Annotated in this window: 22 protein-coding genes; 4 read left to right on the forward strand and 18 right to left on the reverse strand. The window is 46.8% G+C overall.

The annotated features are described in order from the left end of the window. Positions 1-44: 44 nt before the first annotated feature. The 15 genes from ACSW3C_RS11820 to ACSW3C_RS11890 all read right to left on the reverse strand — a co-directional run bounded on the left by ACSW3C_RS11820 (position 45) and on the right by ACSW3C_RS11890 (position 16560). The gene (locus ACSW3C_RS11820; protein ID WP_486562799.1) at positions 45-776 is read right to left on the reverse strand and encodes a GntR family transcriptional regulator; all 732 of its coding nucleotides are present in this window, start codon (positions 774-776) and stop codon (positions 45-47) included. A gap of 121 nt (positions 777-897) precedes the next feature. Beyond that, a complete protein-coding gene (nagA, locus tag ACSW3C_RS11825; protein ID WP_486562800.1) occupies positions 898-2112 on the reverse strand; it encodes an N-acetylglucosamine-6-phosphate deacetylase in 1215 nt (404 codons plus the stop codon). A gap of 13 nt (positions 2113-2125) precedes the next feature. Continuing rightward, a complete protein-coding gene (locus ACSW3C_RS11830; protein WP_486562801.1) occupies positions 2126-2770 on the reverse strand; it encodes a YesL family protein in 645 nt (214 codons plus the stop codon). Positions 2771-2834: 64 nt separating this feature from the next. Further along, entirely contained in the window at positions 2835-4451 is a 1617-nt protein-coding gene (locus tag ACSW3C_RS11835) for an extracellular solute-binding protein (protein ID WP_486562802.1), read from the reverse strand. A gap of 12 nt (positions 4452-4463) precedes the next feature. Continuing rightward, entirely contained in the window at positions 4464-5375 is a 912-nt protein-coding gene (locus ACSW3C_RS11840; protein ID WP_238080500.1) for a carbohydrate ABC transporter permease, read from the reverse strand. After that, positions 5356-6333 (reverse strand): ABC transporter permease, encoded by a 978-nt coding sequence (locus ACSW3C_RS11845; protein ID WP_486562803.1) that lies wholly within the window; start codon positions 6331-6333, stop codon positions 5356-5358. The genes ACSW3C_RS11840 and ACSW3C_RS11845 overlap by 20 nt, the downstream gene beginning before the upstream one ends. A 27-nt stretch (positions 6334-6360) precedes the next feature. Then, on the reverse strand, positions 6361-7512 hold the full coding sequence (locus ACSW3C_RS11850) for a Gfo/Idh/MocA family protein (protein ID WP_486562804.1): 1152 nt from the start codon (positions 7510-7512) through the stop codon (positions 6361-6363). Between the two features lie 99 nt (positions 7513-7611). Continuing rightward, complete coding sequence (locus tag ACSW3C_RS11855; RefSeq protein WP_486562805.1) at positions 7612-8634, reverse strand: LacI family DNA-binding transcriptional regulator; 1023 nt, start codon at positions 8632-8634, stop codon at positions 7612-7614. A 326-nt stretch (positions 8635-8960) separates the two neighbouring features. After that, positions 8961-9863, reverse strand: a complete 903-nt coding sequence (locus tag ACSW3C_RS11860; protein ID WP_486562806.1) for a ferrochelatase — start codon at positions 9861-9863, stop codon at positions 8961-8963. Further along, positions 9860-10885, reverse strand: coding sequence for an ABC transporter substrate-binding protein (locus ACSW3C_RS11865; RefSeq protein WP_486562807.1), 1026 nt, complete (start codon positions 10883-10885; stop codon positions 9860-9862). Before ACSW3C_RS11865 ends, ACSW3C_RS11860 begins: the two co-directional genes overlap by 4 nt. Further along, on the reverse strand, positions 10882-11673 hold the full coding sequence (locus ACSW3C_RS11870; protein WP_486562808.1) for an ABC transporter ATP-binding protein: 792 nt from the start codon (positions 11671-11673) through the stop codon (positions 10882-10884). Before ACSW3C_RS11870 ends, ACSW3C_RS11865 begins: the two co-directional genes overlap by 4 nt. After that, the gene (locus tag ACSW3C_RS11875) at positions 11670-12758 is read right to left on the reverse strand and encodes a FecCD family ABC transporter permease (protein WP_486562809.1); all 1089 of its coding nucleotides are present in this window, start codon (positions 12756-12758) and stop codon (positions 11670-11672) included. The genes ACSW3C_RS11870 and ACSW3C_RS11875 overlap by 4 nt, the downstream gene beginning before the upstream one ends. 244 nt (positions 12759-13002) lie before the next feature. Beyond that, on the reverse strand, positions 13003-14676 hold the full coding sequence (locus tag ACSW3C_RS11880) for an acyl-CoA dehydrogenase family protein (protein ID WP_486562810.1): 1674 nt from the start codon (positions 14674-14676) through the stop codon (positions 13003-13005). After that, complete coding sequence (locus tag ACSW3C_RS11885; RefSeq protein WP_486562811.1) at positions 14673-16178, reverse strand: class I adenylate-forming enzyme family protein; 1506 nt, start codon at positions 16176-16178, stop codon at positions 14673-14675. The genes ACSW3C_RS11880 and ACSW3C_RS11885 overlap by 4 nt, the downstream gene beginning before the upstream one ends. After that, on the reverse strand, positions 16171-16560 hold the full coding sequence (locus ACSW3C_RS11890) for a MerR family transcriptional regulator (protein ID WP_486562890.1): 390 nt from the start codon (positions 16558-16560) through the stop codon (positions 16171-16173). Before ACSW3C_RS11890 ends, ACSW3C_RS11885 begins: the two co-directional genes overlap by 8 nt. A 168-nt stretch (positions 16561-16728) precedes the next feature. On the opposite strand from ACSW3C_RS11890, the gene ACSW3C_RS11895 reads away from it, so the two are divergent. Next, positions 16729-17826 carry a hypothetical protein gene (locus tag ACSW3C_RS11895; protein ID WP_486562812.1) on the forward strand — a complete coding sequence of 366 codons (1098 nt, stop codon included), beginning with the start codon at positions 16729-16731 and terminating at the stop codon, positions 17824-17826. A 381-nt stretch (positions 17827-18207) separates the two neighbouring features. Here ACSW3C_RS11895 and ACSW3C_RS11900 read toward each other — a convergent pair whose 3' ends face one another. Continuing rightward, positions 18208-19224, reverse strand: coding sequence for a serine hydrolase domain-containing protein (locus tag ACSW3C_RS11900; protein ID WP_486562813.1), 1017 nt, complete (start codon positions 19222-19224; stop codon positions 18208-18210). Positions 19225-19529: 305 nt separating this feature from the next. Between ACSW3C_RS11900 and ACSW3C_RS11905 the strand changes: the two genes are divergently transcribed. The 3 genes from ACSW3C_RS11905 to ACSW3C_RS11915 all read left to right on the forward strand — a co-directional run bounded on the left by ACSW3C_RS11905 (position 19530) and on the right by ACSW3C_RS11915 (position 22172). Then, the gene (locus ACSW3C_RS11905) at positions 19530-20756 is read left to right on the forward strand and encodes a dicarboxylate/amino acid:cation symporter (RefSeq protein WP_486562814.1); all 1227 of its coding nucleotides are present in this window, start codon (positions 19530-19532) and stop codon (positions 20754-20756) included. 136 nt (positions 20757-20892) lie between these two features. Further along, positions 20893-21873 carry an EAL domain-containing protein gene (locus ACSW3C_RS11910; RefSeq protein WP_486562815.1) on the forward strand — a complete coding sequence of 327 codons (981 nt, stop codon included), beginning with the start codon at positions 20893-20895 and terminating at the stop codon, positions 21871-21873. 95 nt (positions 21874-21968) lie between these two features. After that, on the forward strand, positions 21969-22172 hold the full coding sequence (locus ACSW3C_RS11915; protein WP_486562816.1) for a hypothetical protein: 204 nt from the start codon (positions 21969-21971) through the stop codon (positions 22170-22172). Positions 22173-22570: 398 nt separating this feature from the next. Here the strand turns inward: ACSW3C_RS11915 and ACSW3C_RS11920 are convergent, their stop codons facing one another. Further along, positions 22571-23860: a CitMHS family transporter gene (locus ACSW3C_RS11920; RefSeq protein WP_486562817.1), complete on the reverse strand. Its 1290-nt coding sequence runs from the start codon at positions 23858-23860 to the stop codon at positions 22571-22573. Positions 23861-23884: 24 nt separating this feature from the next. Next, complete coding sequence (locus ACSW3C_RS11925) at positions 23885-24196, reverse strand: AtuA-related protein (protein WP_486562818.1); 312 nt, start codon at positions 24194-24196, stop codon at positions 23885-23887.

The following is a 24196-nucleotide window of genomic DNA, read 5'->3' on the forward strand; positions in this document are numbered from 1 at the left end:
TTGGTACAAGTTATAGAAACAGAAGCACCCCTTCAGTGCTTCAATTAAACAAGGTCTGTGTAAAACCGGCATCTGTCTCCCCGAACAATAGAAATGCAGAACTCCACCGGCCGGTTTGAAGTGTCGAATGCTGTACGTTCTAACAATAAAGCAGGTTTGCCCACTTCCGTTTGCAAGTGGATGCTTTCTTCATCTCTGATCAAGACAGGCTCAAATGCTTCCTTGGCACGGACGACAGACACACCGTATCGGGCTGCCAGCAAATCATAGAGGGACGAAGTCTTCACGTCAAATAAATCTTTTTTATCGACCACAACCGATTTTGGCATGTAGGAAGATTCAAGGATAATCGGTTCACCATCCGCACAACGGATCCGTTTCATCTTAATGACCTTCTCTTCACCTTCCAGTTTTAGCCCACTGCGGATTCTGGAATTCGGAGTCACTTCCTCCACCTCAAGAATGATATCCGACGGGGTAATTCCTTTATCTCGCAACACTTGGCTGAAGCTGTAAAACCCGCCTAGGGATTGCTCCAGCTTCGGGTGGGCGACAAAGGTCCCCTTCCCTTGAACCCGATACAGCAGACCGTCTTGGACCATTTCCTCGATCGCCTTTTTCGCTGTGTTTCGACTAATATTAAAAGTTTCCATCAACTGGTTTTCCGAATCGATCTTATCACCAGGCTTCCACTCACCTGATTGCACTCGTTCTTCCAGCCGCTGCTTCACTTGATAATACAATGGAATGATGCTTCCTTGATCTAAAGGTTTCATACAAATTCATCCTTTTATTTCATTCTTCATTCCAATATATCATCCTTGGTTCAAGTTTCCTATTAAATCATATAGTGATCTACATAAGCTACATTGGAGGTTTCCGAAGAATTTGGGAAAATTATTTTATTTGTTCACTTAGCAGCTCCAACTCCAAATCTGTAGACAGATAGGCAATCTTCCCTCTGCATATCGTCACATCAACATGTCCCGAGCTGTTCAAAATAACAAGGTCAGCATCTTTTCCAGCTGAGATGGATCCTTTTCTCGACTCGATTCCTAATCGCTTCGCCTGATTCAATGAAGTAATCCACGAAAGTTCAACGAGAGATAGATTGCACCAAGCCGACATATTGCGCCTTGCTTCATCCATTGTCACGACGCTTCCTGCCAGTGAGTCGCCTGACGCCAGTACACATTTGCCGTTCTTTACGGCGACCTTGTTTCCACCGAGGTCATACTCACCGTCCGGCATCCCTTTTGCGCGCATGCCGTCTGTTATGACAAGCACTCGGCCAGCCCCCTTTTGCCGCATGACAAGCTTCAGCAGGTCGGGATGTACATGATGTCCATCGGGAATCAATTCCACAAAAACTTCGTCCGCTATCAAAGCAGCCCCCGCCGCACCCGGGTCTCTATGATGGATGCCTCGCATTCCATTGAACAAATGAGTAGCATGAGTCACTCCTTGTTCAATAGCTGCCAGCGAATCATCGTACGTGGCGTCCGAGTGGCCAATGGACAAGATGACACCCTCTTTCACCAGCTCTTTAACGAAGTCCGATGACCCCATCTCGGGCGCAATGGTCGCAACCTTAATTGCCCCTCCGGACAAATGCTGCCACTCACGAAAGAGAGCGACGTCCGGTTGAATAATCGCCTCTTCCGGCTGTGCACCTTTTTGCTTCTGGTTGATGAACGGTCCTTCTAGATGGATGCCAAGCAGCTCCGCTATGCCTTGTTTTCCTTCTAGGGAGTGGTATTCTCTGACAGCTTGTAAGGCATCTTCAATTAGGTTTCTTGGATTTGTCATGGTGGTTGCTAGGAATGAAGTCGTTCCTTCTTTCACTAATCCTTGTGCAATGCCAGACAGCGCCTCCTGCGTTGCATCCATCGCATCATGGCCGCATGCTCCATGAACGTGGATATCAATCATGCCCGGAATGACGGCCTTTTCATTTTTGCAATCCATAATAGTTTCATCTTTTATTAGTTGAGGACATGTCTCCATATTTCCAACGGATTTGATTTTTCCATCCTCTATACAGACATATCCCCGACTGATGACCGAGTCTTCCAGCACGACTGCCGCATTGATGATCCACATCGAATTCATGAAGACACCTCTTTCATTTTCCTTCTGGCTGCAAGGTACCATCCATTTTCCCTTTCATATTAAAGATCCGATCCGCCATCCACGCCAGAAACAGCACGGTCAGGCTAATGCCGAAAAACGGAAGAAGCCCAGGGATGAACAGAAAGACACGGTACAGTCCATACAAACCAATGAATGATAGAACGGCCTGCATCGGGAACGATAAACTGAGCAGGACGGATGCCGAAAAGTATCTGGAGAAAGGCAAGTCGTAATGAGCGAACACCGGAAAAATATTGATGACAAGAACTGCGTAAAGCAAAAGAATTGTGATAAGCAATGTCATCATCGCGATGCCATGCATCCCGCCAATCGAGGATACAATTCTAAAATTTACTACGAGAAAATAGCCAAAGGCCAGCAGTGTAACCCCGATTTTATTTGCATTGATGAATTCCTTTTTATACGTGTGCCAATAGCTCTTCAACAGTGTTTTTAAATCATCTTCCCCTTGCAGCCTTTTCCGCATAACTTGAAAAATGCCTGCTGTCGCGGGTCCTATTCCGAAAACGACAAGGCCTAGCAGAGTCAGGCCGATCCACATAAGCTGAACGACCGCAAGCATGGTAACTAGCTCTACAAACCAATACAATCTACCTTTCCAACCGATCATTTCCATCCGTCAGCACCTCCCCAAAATGGGAAAGCTCATACAGAGGCTTTCCCCTGTATAAGCTCCCGGATCATTTTTCACTTTCCATGCGCTCATAGGCTCCTTGCGCAATTTCCAGATAGTCGTTCACACCCATTTTATCGAGCGTCTTCAAATATTCATCCCACTTTCCAAGATCCGCCTTACCTGTAATAAAGGATGCAGTCATCTCATCTACGTATGTCTGAATATCTGTCATGATGGCACTTACCCGCTCACTTTCTTCCACTGTGTAGTTGATTCCTGGAAGAATGTCCTCGTCCTTGATGCGGTAAGGTTTTACTTTTTCAGCATTCAAAGTGGAATTCTCCTTCGATTCAGCTCCTTGGAAGAACTTCTGGCGAACGATACCTGGGTAATACCCTCCCGGCCAAGTCAAATACTGGCTGATCGCCTGGTCCATATTGAGGCCATCCGGATTATCGGTAATCGTATCGAGATAGTTGAAGTTACCCGCGGAATCCTCTTCATACGTCACACCTTCAAAGCCCATGAAGAACATTTTATTGCCTTCATCCCCATAGAAATAATCCATCCAGCGAACCATTGCCTCCGGGTTTTTCGCTTTGTCTGTCAACACGAACATCCCCATGTTGCCGAGACCGTTTGACACCGTATTATACGCCCGTTCTCCAGTCGGTCCTTCCAAAACTGGCAAACCGACATACCCATCGATTTTCAACAATTCCGCTGGATCAATCGAGTTCAGCACACCATAGTTCCCTTTTGCTGATTCAGCCGTGAATTCCTGAGGAGTTGTCGTGAAAACGTCCTGATTAATCAACCCTTCAGAATATAATTTATGCAAATAAGCGAGCATTTCCTTATATTCGTCTGTCGATGGAACGAAACGGAACTCCTCTGTGCCCGGTTTGAAATCGAGATTGATGTTCATGCTTCCTTGTTTATTCAGACCGAAGCTTCCACGCAAGTAGGAAATGAATTCATTGATGCCGTAGCCTCCGCCCCAGCCGAGTTCATCCGCTTTTCCATTGCCGTTGGGATCCTTTTCCTTGAAAGCTTTCAACATTTGATAGAATTCTTCTGTCGTTTCCGGTTCTTTCAGACCGAGATTATCGAGCCATTCCTGCATGACCCACGGAGCCCCTGCACGAAGCGCTTCGAAATTCGGATCGTAGATGGCCGGGAAACCATAGATATTGCCATCTGCCATCGTAATCCCTTGCTTAACCGATGGATACTCATCGAGGATTGCTTTGAAATTCGGTGCATACTTATCGATATAATCGTTCAAAGGAAGAAAGATCCCTTGCTGTCCATATTTCAAAAGATCCGTCTTGGAGAAGGCAGAGGCGAAATACATCTCCGGATAATCCCCGCCCGTCAAAGACAAGTTTCGTTTTTCAGCAAGCGCTTCCGTTTGGACAGTCGTCCAATCGACTTTGATATTCGTCATTTTTTCATATTCATTCCACAGCATCAAATTGTTCCAATCCTGTGAAGCGAAGAATTTCGCTGCAAAGCCGTCCACTTCAATCTTTTCTTTGACGATCGGCATGCCTGTTTCATTTAAGTTCTCCAAATCTCCCGTAACCGTTTCCCCGTCTGTTTTCGAGCAAGCCCCCAAAATGCCCGCTGACAGCAGCATGGAAGCTGCTAATCCTGTGAAATACCTTTTCTTCAACATAATCTCCCCCTTTTATCCTTTCAAAGATCCAATCATGACACCTTTTACAAAATACCGTTGCAGGAACGGGTATAGCAGAAGCATCGGCAAGTTCGCAACGATCAGAACAGCATATTTCAAACCTTCCACACTGAGCTGTTGCGCGAGGAAGCTTTCCGTAGTGGCCTGGATCATATCGTCCGTCTGCCCTTGGATCAGGATTTGCCGCAGGATAAGCTGTAGCGGGAATCGATCCTGGTCCGTTAAATAAATCAATGCCTGGAAGTATGAATTCCAATGGCCGACTGCATAAAACAGCACCATGACGGCAATGACCGGGAACGACAACGGCAAGACAATATTCCAAAGGATTCGGAAGTTGCCGCATCCGTCGATCATTGCGGATTCCTGCAGCTCATGTGGAATGGACTGGAAGAACGTTCGCATAATGATGATATTCCATACCGCCACTGCGTTTGGAATGATCATGACCCAAAACGTGTTCAGCATGCCAAGGTCACGGATAAGCAAATAGGTCGGAATCAGCCCGCCGCTGAAAAAGATGGTGAAGACCATGAAAGCCATGATGAACCCTCTGCCCTTCAAGTCCTTCCGAGACAGCGGATAGGCTGCTAGAATTGTCATGACAACATTCAAGGCAGTTCCGACAACAGTGTATTTCATCGTGTTAATAAAGCCATTGATAATATCTTTGTTCTTAAATACTTTCTCGTACGCTTCCACCGTGAACTCCTTCGGCCAAAGCCACATCTCACCCGAAATGACATACTGCGGATTGCTGAGTGATGCACTCACGACGAAAATCAACGGGTAGAGGACGAGCAAGGCAATCAGCGTGAGGAAAATATAGTTGAACACAATGAATGTGCGGTCTGTCTTTGACTCTCTCAATTTCTCCCACTCCTTACCATAGACTTGTCTCATTCACTTTCTTCGCGAATTGATTCACCATGAGCAACATAATGAAGTTTATGATGGAATTGAACAATCCGACGGCTGCGGAGAAGCTGTATTGCGCTTCCAAAATCCCGCTCCGGTATACAAATGTCGAAATGACATCAGAAGCGGACATGTTCAAATCGTTTTGCATCAAATACACTTTTTCAAAACCGACTGCCATGACCGATCCAGCGTTCAAAATGAACAGGATAACGATCGTCGGCATGATGGCCGGAATGTTAATATGGATTATCCGTTGGAACCGGGATGCTCCATCTATCATCGCCGCTTCGTGCTGCGCTGGGTCTACTGCCGCGAGTGCGGCAATATAGATGATGGAACTCCAGCCCATCGTCTGCCAAACATCTGAAAATACATACAAGCTCTTAAACCAGGACGGCTCCGAAATGAAGTCGATCGGCGTCCCTCCAAACAGCTGGACGACTTGGTTGATCATCCCGTCCGGTTTGACGAATAAGAGGAGCATACCGACTACAACGACGGTCGATAAGAAATGAGGTGCATAGATGACCGTCTGTACGAACTTTTTATATCGGAGGCTCTTCACTTCATTTAGCATGAGCGCGATAATGATGGGCACTGGGAAGGATACAGCGAGAGTAAAAATCCCTATGCCAATCGTATTTTTGATCAGCCGCCAGAAATAATAACTGTTGAAGAAACGTTCAAAATGCTTGAAGCCAACCCATGGGCTTCCGAGAATCCCTTTGGATGCAATAAAATCCTTGAAGGCAATTTGCAGTCCATATAAAGGAAAGTAATGGAATACTAAGAAGTAAAGAATGACGGGGAAAAGCAGAACATACAGTTCCCAATTCCGCCAGATCGATTTCCACCATTTACTTCGCGCTCTCCGTTTTGCCTCTTTCTTAACTTCCGTCTTGATAGTTTTCACTGCTACGTTTTCACTTACATTGGTCATACACACACCCCTTTCTTTCAGGACAGATCAGTTATGTACGATGCTGGAGGTTTGAGATACAGGTACGACTTTACCGCCAGACCGGATGGATTCTGTCGCCGCACATCCGACTGCCACGCTCATCCGCCCAGCAAATGGTGTAGTAAGAGGTTCTTTATTGCGAAGAACCAGCTCGACGAAATCTTGGGCGATTTTCGGATCGGCTCCTCCATGGCTGCCTTCTTCCGGCTTCATGTCGTACGTCACATCGCTGAATTCCTTCCACGTGTTCGTCTTGCGTGTCTTCAGATAGACTTTGCCGTTTACATCGTCATTTTCAATCCGGCCTTCGGTTCCAATGAACGTGTAGTTCCGCTCATAGTCAGGTGTGAAATGGCACTGGAGATACGATGCCTTGACGCCTCCTTCAAGTTCCATAATGAGCATGTTGTTGTCTTCCACATCAATTTCTTTTCGGAACGCACACTCTGTAAACGTGTGTGGTACATATTCAGGGCAAGTATGTTTCAGCTCGCAATTCGGACATGTCAAGTCGTTCGGCATATCGCCCCCATAGTAATCAAGACTTCCAAAAGCGGAAACTTTCGTCGTATAACGGCCAGAAATCCAATGGATGACATCGAGGTCATGGGACCCTTTCTGTAGAAGGAGCGATGTCGTATTTTTCGATTGTCCATGCCAGTCGTGATAGTAGAAATAACCGCCGAAGCCGACAAAATGGCGTACCCAAACGGCTTTCAATTCGCCGATTGCGCCGGAGTCGATCAATCCCTTCATCGTTTGGTACATGCTCATATACCGCATATTGAAGCCGACCATTAAATGCTTGCCGGAGTTCTTCCAGGCTTCGAGTATTCGGTCACATCCCTCAACCGTGATGGCTAGTGGTTTTTCCGCGTACACATGCTTACCTGCTTCAAGAGCTGCGATAATATGTTCCTCATGCAAGTAATCGGGAGAAAGTACTGCAATTGCATCGATATCTTCCCGTACTAAGAGATCCTTATAGTCCTTCGTAAGAAAAATAGGTGTTCCGATCTTTTCTTGAAATTTTTGTTGTCTTTCTTCCGAAAGGTCCGCGAGCGCCACCACTTCCGATTCTCCGTCTGGTTTGTGCCAATAATACGCAAGCCCACCGCGCAAGCCAGCACCGATAACACCAATCCGTACTTTTTCCATTTCCAACATCCCTTTCTTCGCTAAGCTATTTAATCAGGAAATTTTTCCGAGTTACAGGAAAACGTTTTCCTGATTCTGAAAAGAAATCCACATCTATTTTCATGTAGATTTCCGAATCATTAATTCAGTCGGCAACAACGTACGCAAATCCATTCGAAAGTCTTGATCAGCAATTTGATTTAACAACACTTTCGCTCCCACAACTCCCATTTCATATTGCGGGATGGCCACTGTCGTTAGGGCCGGCATTGCATATTGCGCCATTTCATTGTTGTCGATTCCGACAAAGGCGATATTTTCTGGCACAGATAAATGATTTTCTTGTACCGCCCGCATGGCTGCAATTGCAAGCATATCGCTGGCGCACATAAACGCCGACGGCACATCAGTATAACTGGCCAGCAGCTCATTCATGAGCCGATATGTCCTGTCCATGCACCACCCGGAATCCAGAATAAAGCGCTCATCCACATCCAGATTAAATTCCTGCATAGCTTTCCGGTAGCCTTTGAACCGCTTTTCTCCCTTTAAATCGCCATTCATTTCCCCGCCAATAAATCCGATGCGACTATGCCCCCGTGACACGAGATGGGCAATCCCTTTATACACCGCCTCTTCCCTGTCGTAATCGACAATGGAAACGTTATTCTCACTGTAGTTGAAATCCATCCCAACAACAGGAATCCATTTTTTCAATTCTAAAAGGGTTTCTTTTCGGATAGAGTCAACAAGCAAAATCCCCTCTATTTCCTGCTCCCTGACTGTCTTTTGGAATAACGCATCGTCCTCCAAATCCTCCCGGTGAAGCAAGAGTAACGAATAACCGGCCTCATTGAGAGTATCCGTAATCCCTATGAAGATTTTCGAGAAATAAGGATTTTCATTCGCAAGACGTGGGCTGGCAAGCCAGCCAATTCTTTTGGTGCGCACTAGAACATTTTCAGCGGATTGCACAAGATTGCGTGCGTGCTCATTCGGCGTGTACCCCATTTCCTTTACAGCCAGCCACACTTGCCGCTTAATCTCCGGGTTCACATTACGGGTCGTATCGTTTTTAATCACTCTGGAAACAGTACTGACAGATACCCCCACTTTCTCTGCAATATCTTTTAGTCTGACCATATGCTGTCCTCTTTCCTATGGAATCGTTTACAACTAATCTTATGGCAAGAGATCAATTGAAACAAGAGGACTTTCGTGACCATCAATACATCATAGGGTTGTTGGTACAAGTTAAAGGAAATAAAAAATGTTCAATGTGTCTGAACATTAGTATTAAACAAATTATAGAGTTTGAGATTTGTGCTGTCAACACTATTTTTCTTTTCTATTTGGCAAGACGGAGAGAAGTGAGGATCTCCCCGTCTCATTTTAGGTTTACTTATTTGCTATTGAGAATATTGCTCCGGTAAAACAAAGTTGTTGTCTTGTTAATCTTTCCCCAGCTATCATGATATCCGTTTAAGGCAAAGCTCACTTAAACAACATACAAAATCAAAACCATCATTCAAATATTCCACCTGTACGAACTCCATTCCCAATGACCGGGCAAGCTGCATACCGTCGCGACCGACTTCCTGGATTACCTCTGTATTGGAAACGACCGACAGGAGCTCGCACACGACAATCGCTTTTTTCCCTTCCGCTGCCAGTTCGCGAATGACGTCCAGTATGTCTGGACCGAGCCATTTCTGCGGAGGCGGGCCGCCACTGCGATAAGCAAGGCGGCACTCCTGTATTCCTGCCGCTCTACTGACAGAGGTGGCAAGGCTTCGGTATTGGCGGATAAAATCCGCATGTACCCGTTCCACTCCAGGCATGCTATGGGCAGTGAATAGAAGCTCGGTTTGCCCTTTCACGTTTTTGGGCAGCCACTGAAGAGCATCGGCCAGACGTGCAGACAGAATATCAATGAAACGCGGTTCCTCTCCATAAGCGCCAAGATGCGTCACCGTGAGGCCCTTCCCTTCTACGGCCTTCTCAACTTCACGTTCATAGGCTGTTGTTCCGGTGAGGGAGGCTAATGGTGTCAGGGAGACTGTGACGATGTTTTTCATTCCGTCCGCAAGGCATTGCTCGACCGCCTCTTTGACAAATGGTTTCGAATGCTTTGTACCGATGTAATACTTCCACGGCTCACCGGTTTTGGCGGCCAGCAGCCGACTCAGTCCTTCTCCGATCCTTTTCGTAATGGAAGTGAGGGGATCGGCCGTGCCGAGTGATTTGAATAGTTGTTGTCCTCTATTCAATGCTTCTGCAGAATAATGGTTCCGCAGCAAATGTTCATAAAACGGTTTCAGATCATCAATGGATCTCAAATGACCGTAACTGAAGAGAAAAACAGCATTCATTTAGCGGTACCATGAATTGTTTCGACAAGTGATTTCAATCCGTGGACTATTTCCTTATTCGGGTTCATCAAGTATTTCACTTCCAAAATGGTGATGTTTCCATTTTGGACTGCTTGCAGCGTATTCCAGCCAGGTGCTTCCATCAGCTCTTGATAGGCCGCTTCCCCGTTCCCTTGCCAATCCAATAAAAACAAGTGATCGGGATTCATTTTGATGACCTGCTCCACTTCAGCTTTCGCCGTGCGGTCCAATCCGATCTGGTCGACAGCCGGCACTCCGCCTGCCCGTTTGATCAGATCATATGAAATATTGGTCGGTCCCAGCATGTACGGCCCGGTTCCTGGACCAACTTCCGAAAGGACAAGAACGGTCGGTGAATCGGCCTTTTCTGGAATCGACGATTGTATGGCTGCCATTTCTTCTTTCATCTTCTCAATTAACGCCTCAGCTTTTTCCTGTTCTCCGACAGCCGTTCCGATCACTTCTATGTTTGCAAATAGGTCATCCACTGTCTTCATCGTGTCAAACGATAGAATGGGAATGCCCGCCTGTTGCAGAATTTGATCGGCATCTGCCTCTTGGCCGTGCATCTTTGTAAGCAATAAAAGGTCTGTGTCATAGGATAGAATCTGTTCGGGATCGATCTGTGTAGCAGAAGCAATCCGTTCCTGAATATGCCCTGCTTGATCAGCCTGCGTGGAAATCATCGGGTCTGCCACGCTGTTTGATACGGCGACGACTCGTTCTGGGTCGACCAGATCGAGGACGATTTCAGCTCCATCCAACGACAATGGCAAGATACGCTTCGGTTTTTCCTCGATTGTGATAGCTTTTCCATCCACTTCCACTGTTACAGGGAATTGATCCGTTACGTCTTGCTCCGTCTCCCTAACCAGATTTTCCCCAGCCTCCGCCTTTCCTTGATCCACTTCCTCCTCTGCACTTCCTGCAGCACAAGCTGCGAGCAGAATACTACTGCAAGAAACAAACAATCCTTTTTTCAACCAATTCATCTTTCTCATTCTCCTTCTCCTTCTCTCTTAGGTGTTAATGCGGTGACAGTGACCGCTTCAATCACTTCATGTTTCCGAATGTCCGACTCCACTTCATACGTATCGTCAACAGCCATTTGGGTAAGTACTTGCTCCGGTTTTCCAAAATCCCGAACCTCTCCATTTTGAAGCAATAATAATTTGGTGCAGAATCGGGCTGCCAAGTTCAAATCATGCAGGACGACAATGACGGTTTTCCCTTCCATCACGAGTTTCTTCAGCATCATCAATACATGAAGCTGATAATGAATATCCAAGGCGGAAATCGGTTCATCGAGCAGCAGGATAGGTGTATCTTGCGCCAAAGCTTTAGCGATGAACACGAGCTGCCGTTGACCGCCTGACAGCGAAAGGATGGATCTCTCTTTCAGAGAAGAGATCCCCGTCCAACGCATCGCCTCTTCCACCTTCACTTCATCCTGTTTGGAATCAGGAGCAAACCGTGTCGTATGTACATGGCGCCCCATTTTGACAATGTCCTCGACCGTAAATTCAAATTCAATCGTTGTATCTTGCGGGACATAACTAACGAGCCGCGCCATTTCTTTCGGCTTTAAATCGACACTCTCAATTCCTTGAATTTGTACTGAACCGGACACAGGAATCTTCAGGGAAGCCATTGTTTTAAGCAGAGTCGATTTCCCGCTCCCATTCGGGCCAATCAATCCAATGAAATCCCCTTTTTCCACTTCAACTGAAATAGTACGCAGGATATCCTTCCCGGGCACCCTGACAACTACCTGATTGACAGTGATCAAGTGCGCACCCCCCGGTTCGACTTTATTAGCAAAGCAATGAAAAGCGGTGCTCCAATGATGGCGCAGACGACACCTACCTGCAATGTGATTGGCTGCACTGCCATTCGTGAGACGAGATCAGCCAAAATAAGAAAGACCGCGCCTCCCAATGCACTGGCAGGCAATAAAAACCGATGATCCGGCCCGGTGATCAGACGGATAAAATGTGGAACGACTAAACCGACAAATCCGATGATGCCGCTTACCGCTACCGCAGCTCCCGTGATGAGGGCTGTCAATCCGAGTATGGCATTCCGGGTGAATCGTACATGGACGCCCGCACTTTTCGCCTGCTCCTCTCCAAGTAGCAATAAATTTAACTCTCTGCCGAACAACGTAAGGATCAGGGCACCTAACAATACCGGCAGGCCTATGAGTAGCACATGTTCCCATGTTCTCGCCTCTAAACCGCCTTGCAGCCAGTAAATGATGCTTCGAAGCTCTTGTTCGTTTTTCGATGTCGCTACCATGACATTCATAATGGCTGAAAAGAATGCGTTAATGCCAATGCCTAACAATAAGAGCATGGCGACGCCTTTTTGCCGGCTTGATTTCCAGACGGTCAGAATCGTCACCATCGCGACGATCGAGCCAATAAATGCCGAGACGGGAAGAAACCACGAACTGATTGCGGTCCATCCGAAGAAAATTGTACAAACGGCCCCGAGTGCAGCCCCGCTGGACACCCCGACATACCCCGGTTCCACGAGAGGGTTCCGGAAAAGCCCTTGCATCGCGGCACCCGAAACCGCAAGAGCGGCACCGACAAGTCCACCGACGAGCACCCGTGGCAAGCGGACTTCTGTAATGACGATCCATTGCTGTTTTGTGAATTCCCCTTCTACGGGCAACCCGGCCCATTTCAACAAGATGCATACCGTCTCCCCGAATGGCACGACAACCGGCCCCAGTGATACGCCAAGGATTAGCGCTAGCAGTAGTGCCAAGAGAAGTACGGCGATTCCGAAAGGATACTTCCCTAGCTTCAACAGGCTCGTAAAGGACCGCACTTCTTTTCTCTGTGATGCCACTTGCACGTTTTTCATGCGTCCTCCTTTCTTTCCCGAAGGAAACTTTAACCTCAAAAAAATTTCCTTCACGCAACTTTGTTTCCCTCGGGAAACTATCAATCTGTTTACATGTAAGTAGGTTATTCAGAAAAGTCAAGAGGATTTATTTTTTTCGATTTTCCCCTCTCTCCACACCAAAAAACCTTCGGATTGCTCTCCCGAAGGTTGATATTGGATGGATTCCTTACTGTTTGCTATGCCAATTTGGAGCCTATTTGCTTCAAACGATCTCCTCAAAATAGTCAACCGTCTTCATCTGCTCCCCCTGCTTGCGGAGCGACCAAGTTTCTTCCATGAAAATTTCAGCCAGTTTCGTAAAACGGCCGCCATGTTTTCGGCTCCATTCGAGAGCCACAACACTTTCGTACATATCTGCCATGCTCTTCATCAGAGATTTCGCTTCAAATGTCTGCAGCGCTTCGTCGTATGAGGCGAATGCAATCAGGTCGTTGCTTAGATGTTCCAGTTCGGCAACGAGTGATTGTTTCATTTCTGATTCAGGCACCGTAACAAGGCGTTCCCGTATCGCAGCGAGAAACAGCTTGTGCGCTGCGTATTTATTCACAAGCCGGATGAGCTCAAGTCCTAAAATATTGGCAGTTCCTTCCCAAACGGTCAGTACTTGGGCGTCCCGCAGCAGGCGGGGCGTGACAAAATCTTCGATATATCCGTTTCCGCCGTGCATTTCGATGGCCTCATGCGCAAAGTGGATCGCCTGCTCTGCGGATTCCTTTTTTAATAGGGCAATATAGAGACGGTTGAGCACTTGCTCTTCCCGGGACGCTTCTCCGTCTGTCACTTTCTCATACAACTTGATGAAATCAAAAACGGCGGCCGTCTCGACATGGAGTTTCGCGGCCATCTTGCCGAGTGTATCCTTCACCATCGGATAGTCCGTCAGCCGCCTACCGAAAGCATTCCGCCGGCTTGCATACTCTTTTGATTCCAAAAAAGCACGGCGCATTATGCCAAGCGAGGCGACGCTATTGCAAATACGTGACAAGTTCAAAGCTTCCAGCATGTAATGGATACCCTTCGCTGGATCCCCGACTACGTAAGCAATCGCCCCGTCAAATTCCACCTCACCCGAAGGAACCGCACGGACGCCGAGCTTATCCTTCAGCCGGCGGATTCGAAGGCCGTTGACGCTACCATCCTCCAGCCGCCACGGTACTGCAAAGAGCGTCAATCCCTTCGTGCCCTCTGGAGCGCCTTCTATCCGCGCCAGCACCATCGCGACTCCTGCCATCCCTGCGTTGGAAGCGAAATACTTTTCGCCGTACAGACGATAATGGCCATTTTCTGCTACGGCCCTCACAACGTTTGCCCCGACATCCGAGCCGCCTTGCCGCTCCGTCAAAAAGGTAGCCCCTTCATAGAGCGGCACTTCACCCGTTGAACAAACATGGGGCAGGAACCGATTTTTCACGTCTTCATCCGCATAATGTTCTAGCAAATATGCCGTTGCCATCGTTAACGTGACTGGGCAATAAAAGCCGGGTTCCGCATGTGACAGCAAATAGCCTTGCGCAAAACTGTATGTGTAGTTCCCTCTGTGCCCCAAGTCCGGGATATCTTTATGAACATAGCCGACAATCCCTGTATCATAGGTTTCTTGGACGGTCTGACGATACCCATCATTCACCCACACATTCGAAACTTCCTCACCATATTTGTCATAGCGGACGAGGCGCGGTTCTCCTTCTCGATCGGTATGCTTCGCCCTCTCATCGATTTCATTCGCGCAGCGTTCCCCGAACAAATGCAATTCGCGCTTCGCAAAAGACAGAAACGGGCCATCCAGCCGGTCCTCCAGTATCAAACGCAATGTCTCATCATCTGCAAAAAAATTCGTTTGATTCTTTGAAGACATGTCTTGCAAAACTTTCGTCATCCGATTTGCACCCCTTCCCGCAATGGCTGCTTCAAAATCTTGCCTGAAGCGTTCCGTGGCAAGGCTTCCACTTGTTCATAGAGCCGCGGAATCTTGAAGGAAGCCAATCGTTCTTGCAGGAAACTCTTCAGATCTGCGGGATCGATTTGATTACCAGCCGCGAACACGGCCTTTACGGTTTCGCCCCATTCAGGATGCGGCACGCCGATCACGGCCACTTCTCTCACGCCAGGAAATGCGAGGATTGCTTCTTCAATTTCTTTCGGGTAAATATTCACCCCGCCGGAAATGATCAAATCCTTCTTCCGATCCACAATCCAAATGTAGCCGTCCTCATCGAATTTCGCGAGGTCGCCCGTTTTAAGCCAGCCATCAATAAAAGCTGCTTCTGTTGCTTCCTTATTTTTATAGTACCCGAGCATATTCCCTTCTCCATATAGAACAATTTCCCCGACTGTCCCCGGCTCTACATCCTTGCCTTCATCATCTACAATTCGCAGTTCCGTATGAAGCGGAGCTCTGTGGCCAATGCTTCCCGCCTTGCGGTCATGTTCGTCCGCATGAAGCAACGAACCGCTCGGACCGGCTTCTGTCAATCCATAGACACAGACGAGATGCTCTGTTCGGAATGCCTTTTTCACCATTTGTACCTCATTTGACGAAAGAGGAGCGCCTCCGTAAATCCACCATTTCATCGAAGACAAATCCGCTTCCTGCAAGGCCGGGTGCCCTGCTGTCAGCAAGTAGGCGACCGGAGCACCGAAGAAATGAGTCGTTTTCTCTTTTTGTACCGTGTCGATGAGCAAATCCGGCGTAAAGGTCGGCGTTAAAACTAGCGTTGAACCGACGAGCATGCCGGCCATAAGGAACAGATGCAAAGGAGCCGAATGGCTGAGTGGCATCATGAGCAAGATCCGGCTTTCCGGCTTCACTTCCATTTCAACAGCGATCATGGAAGCGACAGTCAAAATGTTGCGGTAGCTGAACAGGACACCTTTCGGATGGCCGGTCGTTCCGGAGGTGTACAAAATGGTCGATTCATCGTCTTCTGTAAGGCTGCATTCAATCGGCTGATCCGTACCGCTTTCAAGCATGGCCTGGAAGCTAAGCCAGTTTCCTGCCGCCTCTCCTGTTTTAATTAACAATGAAGGCGCTTTCAAATTTCTCACCGTGTCAAACAGCAGCTCGTGCGCGATGAGCCCTTCTGCGTCGGATTGATCAAGAATATATTCAAGCTCCACTGGCGTCAGCTTCACATTGATCGGAACGACGACAGCTCCGATGCGCTGGACCGCAAAATACGCGATGACGAACTCTTCGACATTTGGCAGAAATAGTGCTACTTTCGCTCCTGGTTTGATGCCTGCAGCACGTAACGCATGGCCGAATTGATTGACAGAATGGTCAAGCTGTTGATAGGTCGTCCGTTTCCCCATGCTGACGACCGCTTCCACATCCGGGTATTTTCTGGCGTTCCGAGAAAGTAATTGTGAACTATTCATTTTCCCTATCCCCTTTTGTTTGCGATAATTTTTCCGTGAACTCGTCAAGAAGCCTCTCCATCTCTTCTTTCATCTCCTGCAGTTCCTTGATTTTTCCCTCCACTTCCTGCACCCGCCGCTGGCCATACTCAATCGTCCTCAAAAGCTGCTGACGGCCGGACCGGTCCTTATCAAACAGCAAGACCATCTCCTTAATTTCATCCAATGAAAAGCCGTACCGTTTCCCGCGAAAGATGAGTTTTAACTTAGCCAGTTCTCCATTCGAGTAAAGCCGCTGGTTCGTTTCCGTCCGTGCAGGTGATAATAATCCGATTTCTTCGTAATAGCGGATCGTCCGTGTCGACACCCCAAATAGCTCCGCCGTCTCTGTAATCGTCTTCAGCTTCACCACCCCTTCATGTATCTATGACTATATCATTTACGTTAACGTCAAGGTCAATATTTATTATTGAATAATCAATCAACTAGAGTCCGAGAATGAAAGAGGATCCGGGTTTCCACAATTCACCGATGATGGTACGATAATGATTGGAAGTGAGGGAAAAGAAACGTGAAAATTTTACGCAATCTAGTACTTACCGGCATCTTGGCATTACTGCTTACCGGATGCGCAGAAGACATGAAAACTGTCGATCCGGATGTGGCAAAAAAACTAGATGTCTCGACCTATTTTCCGTCCATCGGCTTGGCACGCACCTACGTGCAATACGGGACAGATGGCGAGAATATGCAGGCAGCGGATATTGTGAAAATGGAACTTGATTCGGAAGGCAAGGAAATGGTTTATATCCATGGAAAAGGCGGACTCATTGCCGAGTCAATCCAAGAATACAAAGTGGACAAAGAGGCGGTTTCCGTCATCTACATCATCAATTCATTAAAAAATGAAGAAACCAATATTGTGGAGCTTGCCTCCAAAGAGAAATGGGAAACAAATGATGCGGACAACTCCGTCAGCTATTTGACAGGTAGCGGCCTGACAGAAGAGGTGCCTGCTGGTTCCTTCAACAATGTCATTGAAGTGACTACGGTCATTCCTGATGACAAACGGGAGCAGAAAACCGTCAAATACTATGCACCGGAAGTCGGACTCATTAAAACAGTGTTCCATTTCAAGGACGGGGAAAAGTATGTGTTCTCCGAATTGGAGTCGTACGAGATGACCGAAGAACAACAGACCGGGGAAGAAGTGGAAGGATCCACGGTTGAAGAGTCAGGCAAAGAGCCGGAGGAGCAACCGGAAGAAAGCACGTCCGACGGCGAATCTGCGCTGCAGGACGGATCTTATTCCAACTCGCAATTTCAGTTCTCCTTCAGCATGCCTCAAGCCATGCTGGACCGCATGGAAGTCGATACAGGCAGTTGGGATAACGACGCAGTCGCCACGATCGACTTCTCGTTACATGACTCCTCCCGCAAGTTGGAACAAGGACTGTTCAGCATTATCGTATTCGAAAACACAGGCGACGAATTTGACCATCCGGTTTACAAGTACGTTGGCGCAAACGACAAGTATGTATTTGCCTACACGACATCCAGCGAACCGACAGAAGCCATGCTCCTCCCAGAAAACGCCGATTTGCTGCAAGAAGCCCAAGACCTAATCCAGGCTTCGCAGGAAGCGATGGATTCGTTTGAAGCGAAATAAAAGACGCAATAGCGGAAAAGGACTATCCGGAAAGTCAGTGAACCTGGCTTTGGATAGTCTTTTTCTATGGGGTCTTTATTTACGAGCGGTTTGTTTGAGGATACGAGCGGTTCGATGGAGGATATGATCGGTTCCAGGAATTTACGAGCGGTTCGCCGGAGGATATGATCGGTTCCAGGAGTTTACGAGCGGTTCGCCGGAGGATATGATCGGTTCCAGGAATTTACGAGCGGTTCGCCGGAGGATATGATCGGTTCCAGGAATTTACGAGCGGTTCGATGGAGGATACGAGCTGTTAGCTAGAAAACGTTTGTGAATGGATTGAATCTTGCTCCATCGCTTACACTTTTGATGTCTGCGTACTATGAGTCACTCCGATTATCATTTCAAGCAGTCAGCCAAAATGTTACCGAACCTGCGTATATCTCCAATATAATCAAATTCATCACTATCATTTGTGTATAAACTATTGTACATCCTAACCGCTACTGCATTGTATTTTGGAATAACCGTACATGAACAGCCCGATGCTCCCAGTATTTGATAGGATCCCTCAGGCAAATCAGAACCTAATTCATCGTATTTATTAGAGACCCTGTTGTCCTTTACCCACCAGAAGCATCCAAATTTCGAGTGTGTATGAGGTAATGTATTAGGACTTTGGATCTTACTGGTAAGGTTAAAAACTTCTTCAGGTAAAATCCTGTTCCCCTCAATAATACCTTTATTTAAATGCAAATTACCCCATAACGCTAATTCTCTTGCACTTACATATAAATTTCTATCAGCTCCGTCATTTGACCCTAACCGTAATGCAGGAAAACTATCTGGGTATTTTATATCACAAACTAACGTATCCTTCCCCTCTGTCATCCACCCTGTATTTGTCATCCCCAAAGGCATGAATACTCTTTCTGCTACAACTTCCGCAACTGTTTTCCCTGTAGCTCTTTCATGTATGAGGGCTAATAAATCTGGTCTTTTTCCTTCTATATTGGTTCCCATTTCAGTTACTCGACTGACTTCCTGTCCCGTGAATTTTAGTCCTGTGCATCTAGTTACTAAATGACGTATTGTGGTTTCTCCTAAAATATCTTCATTGTATTCATATAAATAGTCCTTAAGTTTATCATCCAAGCTCAGGAAACCGTCCACTACAGCCATTGCAATTGCCAATCCGACATAAGTGACTCTAGTTGAATAAACATTAAATTGAGAAGCCATATCTACCTTTCTAGCACCTGATTCAAAGTGGTGGGTTCCTGAATAATGTTCTAATCTGATTTGATTATCTTGAATCAGCACCAATGCCGAACCAGAAGCATGCATCTCTTGTTTTATTTCTTCTGTATACATAATTAGCGAATCATAGGTAATTTTATCAATTAATTTATTCATCTATATTCCCCCTCGTCTACGTCTTCTGCAATATTCGAGAAAGTTTCAAGAAAACCTCTTTATTAAGACCGAAAGCAAAAAGCGACAGATGAACTTTAATTTATCTCTCTAAATAGAAAGGAAATTGTAACCATTTCCCCTCAACTAATCGGTACGCCAATAGCACACAACTGTTACTTCCAAATTTGAGGCCTGTAAATGTTCAATCAACATAAATCCCGAGTTAACAATTTGACCTGCAAGTTCCGATATACTATACTTTCTTCGCTATCTATGTATTTTTAATTCAAGAAGGGTGGATAAACGTGGGACAACTTTGGAAATGGTATCGTTCCATTCCGTTTGCAATCAAAATGTTGAGCGGTTTCTTATTAGGTATTGTCGCTGGTTTGATTTTAGGCACGCAGTCAGAAACGCTCCGGCCGCTCGGGACGATATTAATTAATTTGTTGAGTTTGATTGCCGTTCCGATCGTATTTCTCACCGTAGTAAGGGCGGTCGACCAGATGAGTATCACCCAGCTCGGACGGATGGGTTGGAAGTTGATCCTTTATTATGCGGTGACAACTGCGGCAGCTGTCGGCATTGGGGTCGGTTTGGCGCTTCTATTTAAACCAGGCGGCAATTTAACTCTGCCGGATGTTGTCGTAGAACCGAAAGAAACACCGCATATTTCAGACGTGATTCTTCAGATGATCCCGTCTAACTTATTCGAAGCTTTCGCAAGCGGCGATTTGATGGCTATTTTGTTTTTAGCTCTCATTATTGGCATTACAATCTCTACCATGAAATCTTCCGCAGAAGAAGCGATGCGAACAAGCGCGGAGCGGCTCAGCCAATTGGTTATTGCGCTGAATGATATGTTTAATAAGCTGCTGCAAGGCATCTTGTTATATGCGCCGATTGGTGTCTTTGGCATTAGCGCGGTCGCTTTTGGCAATCAAGGATGGGAGACTTTCCGATCGCTTCTATCGTTTACCGGCGTGTTTTACCTCGGGATTGTCATTCTATGGGTATTCGTTTATTCAGGATTTCTTCGTTTTTCAGGAAATGGGGTCATCCAATTTTTCCGTGATACGAAAGAAGCGTATTCAACAGCCTTCTTCACATCCAGCAGTCTCGCTTCATTACCAATCGCCATCAATGCCGCGAAACGGGCAGGGATTTCGGAACGGACGGCAAACTTTGCATTGCCGCTTGGCGCCATCTTCAATTCTGATGGAGGGGCTCTTCGAATGGGGATCTCCATTGTCTTTGCAGCTACCATTACAAATCTGCATTTATCAGCTTCCGATCTCTTTCTCATCGTAGTCGTTGGGACATTGTTATCCATCGGGACGGCAGGCATTCCTGCGGCAGGTCTCGTAACCCTGTCCGCCGTTTTGACGATGTTCGGCCTTCCGCTTGAAATTGTCGCCCTCATTGCAGGCGTCGACGCGATCATCGGGATGGGCGGCACCGCATCTAATGTAATCGGCGATATTGTAGGGGCTGCTGTAGTGGATCGAAGCGAAAAAGCAACAGAAGCCTAGAAGTCGTTAACGTAAAATGCAGGCAGCGGGAATAAAGTCATTCCCAGCTGCCTGCATTTTTTATCTCGTATATTGTGAAATCGTTTACAAAGAATGAAAACTTCGTTAAGATAGTAAAAAAGTAGGGAGGTCTTTCATGTTTTGTGATATTTGTATGCCAAAACCACTAGAATTCGAGATTTCATTCGGCACCGCTGATAATCAATCGCACATCTCTTCCATCCACCGATATTTGGAGGAAATCGGGCTGCTTGTCCACTCCACTGCTGACAGTGTAACAGTAAAAGAAGAGGCGATGAAAGGGCTTCTGGATTATATTAACCAACACATGGATCCTTCCAGCATCCAATTCAGGACGGATAAGCACGAATGGAAGCCCATTGCAGAGGCAGCTGAGCTGGCCGGAACCCAATGGATCGATCGAATCATCGACGAAGGTCATGTCCATTTTCATGTTCAACCGATCGTGGACGCCAATCAATCATTATATGCATATGAAATGTTGGCCCGTTTTACAGGCGATCATGACGAGCCACTTTCGCCATTTGAAGTATTCCAAACCGCCAAACTGCGAAACCGGATGTATGCACTGGACCGGATCTGCCGCATCAATGCCGTCAAGCAGGCGGCAGCGCTCACAACAAAGGTATTTATTAACTTTATTCCGACCTCTATTTATTCACCAGAGCATTGCCTTCGGACAACTGTCCAACTGGCAAACGATCTGAACATATCACCCTCCCGCTTCGTATTTGAAGTTGTCGAAACAGAGAATGTCAAAGACTTGGCCCATCTTAAAAGAATTCTAGCATACTATCGCGCCAAAGGATTCCAGTACGCCCTGGACGACGTCGGAGCAGGCTACAACACCATTGAAATGATTCACGAAATGAAACCTTACTACACAAAACTCGACATGCACCATGTCCGCGGCATCCACAAAGACGAAGAAAAACAACAAACCGCACGAGCCGTCCTCGAAGCCAACCGTGCGATCGGTTCCATTCCTCTCGCAGAAGGAGTCGAAGAAGAAGCCGAATTCAACTGGCTCAAAGATGCCGGCTTCCAACTCTTCCAAGGCTACCTATTCGGCAAACCTGCACCGATTGCAGGCTAAGCTAGCTTGAATTGAGTTGAAACGAGAAAAATCCAAAGAGCAGATGCTGTTCTTTGGATTTTTCTTTTTCTAGAGTGATGAGGACAACAGGCAGAATGGAAATGGTCGCGGGATACGAGCGGTCATGGCAATTTTACGAGCGGTTGCAGACAGATACGAGAGGTTCCATGTACAATACGAGCGGTTCAAGACAAGATACGAGCTGTCTCAGCATTATACGAGTGGTTGCAAAATTATACGAGCGGTTACCTGGTTTATTCGAGTGGTTCGAAAGAAGATACGGGAGGCGAATCATCTAAATACAATAAGTCTGGATCAACTTACGAAAAGTCTTTCATTTATTCGAGGTCTCCATGCAAACTTACGAGCACTCTTGCATTTATTCGAGGACTCCTACGATTTTACGAGCACTCTTCAAGCTATTCGAGCACACCCAGAGACTTTATGAGCACTTTTCTGCTTATTCGAGGACACCTAGCGAATTTATGAGCACTCTACAACCAGTCAATAAACTTACATCAGGTTAGATTCTTAATTTCCATAAGCAGGCCAACCGATTCTTCCAGTTTTCACTACTTTACAACCGGTTGGCCAAGAAACTTTTGGGTAACGCAGAGCAAGACAATGAATGACAAGAGCGTCTCTGCAGCTAACCCCTCACTTTACTTCATTTAAAACTTCCTTTGCCCTTACTCAATCATAAGATTGCACCCGTAATCATGGCGACAACCGTCATTACAATAGTCGTGCCAAACGCCCATTTAAAAATGAATTTTTGATGGTCAGCCAATTCCACGCCAGCCAGACCGATCAATAGGAATGTTGATGCTGTCAGTGGACTGAGCGGGAACCCTGTTGTCATTTGTCCTAGGATCGCAGCACTTCCGATATGTGCAGGGACGACGCCATAGGCTGCTGCCGTTTCGCTGATGATTGGCAGGACTCCGAAATAATAGGCATCCGGCGTGAAAAGAAGACTGAGCGGCATGCCTGTGACGGCAACGATTACCGACATAAACCCACCTGACTCCGAAGGAATGAAAGAAACTAAAGCATTCGCCATTTCCGTAATCATCCCGGTGCCAGAAAGGATGCCAGTGAAAATACCCGCTGCGAAAATGATGGATACCACTGTGATCATGCCTACCGCTTGGCTTCGAACCTGTTCCATTTGATCGTCCGGTTTTGGATAGTTAACGACTACTGCGATAGCAAAAGCGATAATAAAAATGATCGGCAACGGCAGCCAAACCTTTACAAGCGCTACGATCGTGACTATCGTTAACACTAGATTGAACCAAAAGAGTTTTGGCCGTCTCATTGCTTTCTCTTCATTCGTCAATTCCGCATGAAAATCATACTGTACGTCAGTAATGCCAAGACGCTTTCTTTCCTTGCGCCCAATCCATACCGCAACGAACAATACCCACACGATGCCGGCAATCATGGCTGGTATTACGGGGTTGAAGATATCACTCGTATCCAACCCCAAAGCGGTTGCGGCTCTGGCGGTCGGACCTCCCCAAGGCAATAAATTCATAACCCCTGCACCTATCGCCACCATTCCTGCGAGCACAATTCGGCTTAAACCAAGTTTATCGTATAAAGGCAACAAGGCTGGAATCGTAATTAAAAACGTAGAAGCACCCGAACCGTCTAAATGAGCCAACATGGCAATAATGACCGTGCCGACGACAATTTTTAGCGGATCACCTTTCACAGTTTTCAAGACACGGGAAATGACCGGGTCAAACAGCCCTGCGTTATTCATGACTCCAAAATACAAAATTGCAAAACCGAGCATAATTCCCGTCGGCGCCACGCCTTTGATTCCTTCGAGCATGAATTCCCCCATTTCCAGCCCGAAGCCTCCAATCAAAGCGAAAATGACTGGAACAAGAATTAAGGAAACAATGACAGACACTCTTTTCGTTAAAATTAATGCTAAAAACACGAGTATCGTTAAGAAACCTAACAATGCCAACATTCCATTTCCCCCTTTATTGGATAATTACAGCTCCACTTCCATCTCCAGTAACGCATAACTAAGAGTCTTCCCATGCGTATCCATCCCGAGCGAAGTCGTCACACCCCCGAGTAATGCGTTTTGGCAAACAAATTGCAGTGCCGAGATATTCGGCATTTCATACCGCACCACTTCCCCTTTAACGATATGTCGCAGGTGATCCTTGACTCTCTCCGCTGTGACGAAATTGCGCAATGGCTCATAAAGAGTTTCATCATAAGGAATTACAGACAGCATGAGGACATCCCCTTTATCCCCCGCTCGGCTATGCGCTACTTCATATAGTTTCCGTTTCAT

Source organism: Sporosarcina sp. AD_1, from assembly GCF_057373025.1.

Coding starts and splice junctions, on each gene's coding strand:
- ACSW3C_RS11820 (WP_486562799.1), bottom strand. CDS start 776: ATGAAACCTTTAGATCAAGGAAGCATCATTCCATTGTATTATCAAGTG.
- nagA (WP_486562800.1), bottom strand. CDS start 2,112: ATGAATTCGATGTGGATCATCAATGCGGCAGTCGTGCTGGAAGACTCG.
- ACSW3C_RS11830 (WP_486562801.1), bottom strand. CDS start 2,770: ATGGAAATGATCGGTTGGAAAGGTAGATTGTATTGGTTTGTAGAGCTA.
- ACSW3C_RS11835 (WP_486562802.1), bottom strand. CDS start 4,451: ATGTTGAAGAAAAGGTATTTCACAGGATTAGCAGCTTCCATGCTGCTG.
- ACSW3C_RS11840 (WP_238080500.1), bottom strand. CDS start 5,375: ATGAGACAAGTCTATGGTAAGGAGTGGGAGAAATTGAGAGAGTCAAAG.
- ACSW3C_RS11845 (WP_486562803.1), bottom strand. CDS start 6,333: ATGACCAATGTAAGTGAAAACGTAGCAGTGAAAACTATCAAGACGGAA.
- ACSW3C_RS11850 (WP_486562804.1), bottom strand. CDS start 7,512: ATGGAAAAAGTACGGATTGGTGTTATCGGTGCTGGCTTGCGCGGTGGG.
- ACSW3C_RS11855 (WP_486562805.1), bottom strand. CDS start 8,634: ATGGTCAGACTAAAAGATATTGCAGAGAAAGTGGGGGTATCTGTCAGT.
- ACSW3C_RS11860 (WP_486562806.1), bottom strand. CDS start 9,863: ATGAATGCTGTTTTTCTCTTCAGTTACGGTCATTTGAGATCCATTGAT.
- ACSW3C_RS11865 (WP_486562807.1), bottom strand. CDS start 10,885: ATGAGAAAGATGAATTGGTTGAAAAAAGGATTGTTTGTTTCTTGCAGT.
- ACSW3C_RS11875 (WP_486562809.1), bottom strand. CDS start 12,758: ATGAAAAACGTGCAAGTGGCATCACAGAGAAAAGAAGTGCGGTCCTTT.
- ACSW3C_RS11880 (WP_486562810.1), bottom strand. CDS start 14,676: ATGACGAAAGTTTTGCAAGACATGTCTTCAAAGAATCAAACGAATTTT.
- ACSW3C_RS11885 (WP_486562811.1), bottom strand. CDS start 16,178: ATGAATAGTTCACAATTACTTTCTCGGAACGCCAGAAAATACCCGGAT.
- ACSW3C_RS11900 (WP_486562813.1), bottom strand. CDS start 19,224: ATGAATAAATTAATTGATAAAATTACCTATGATTCGCTAATTATGTAT.
- ACSW3C_RS11910 (WP_486562815.1), top strand. CDS start 20,893: ATGTTTTGTGATATTTGTATGCCAAAACCACTAGAATTCGAGATTTCA.
- ACSW3C_RS11915 (WP_486562816.1), top strand. CDS start 21,969: ATGGAAATGGTCGCGGGATACGAGCGGTCATGGCAATTTTACGAGCGG.
- ACSW3C_RS11920 (WP_486562817.1), bottom strand. CDS start 23,860: ATGTTGGCATTGTTAGGTTTCTTAACGATACTCGTGTTTTTAGCATTA.
- ACSW3C_RS11925 (WP_486562818.1), bottom strand. CDS start 24,196: ATGAAACGGAAACTATATGAAGTAGCGCATAGCCGAGCGGGGGATAAA.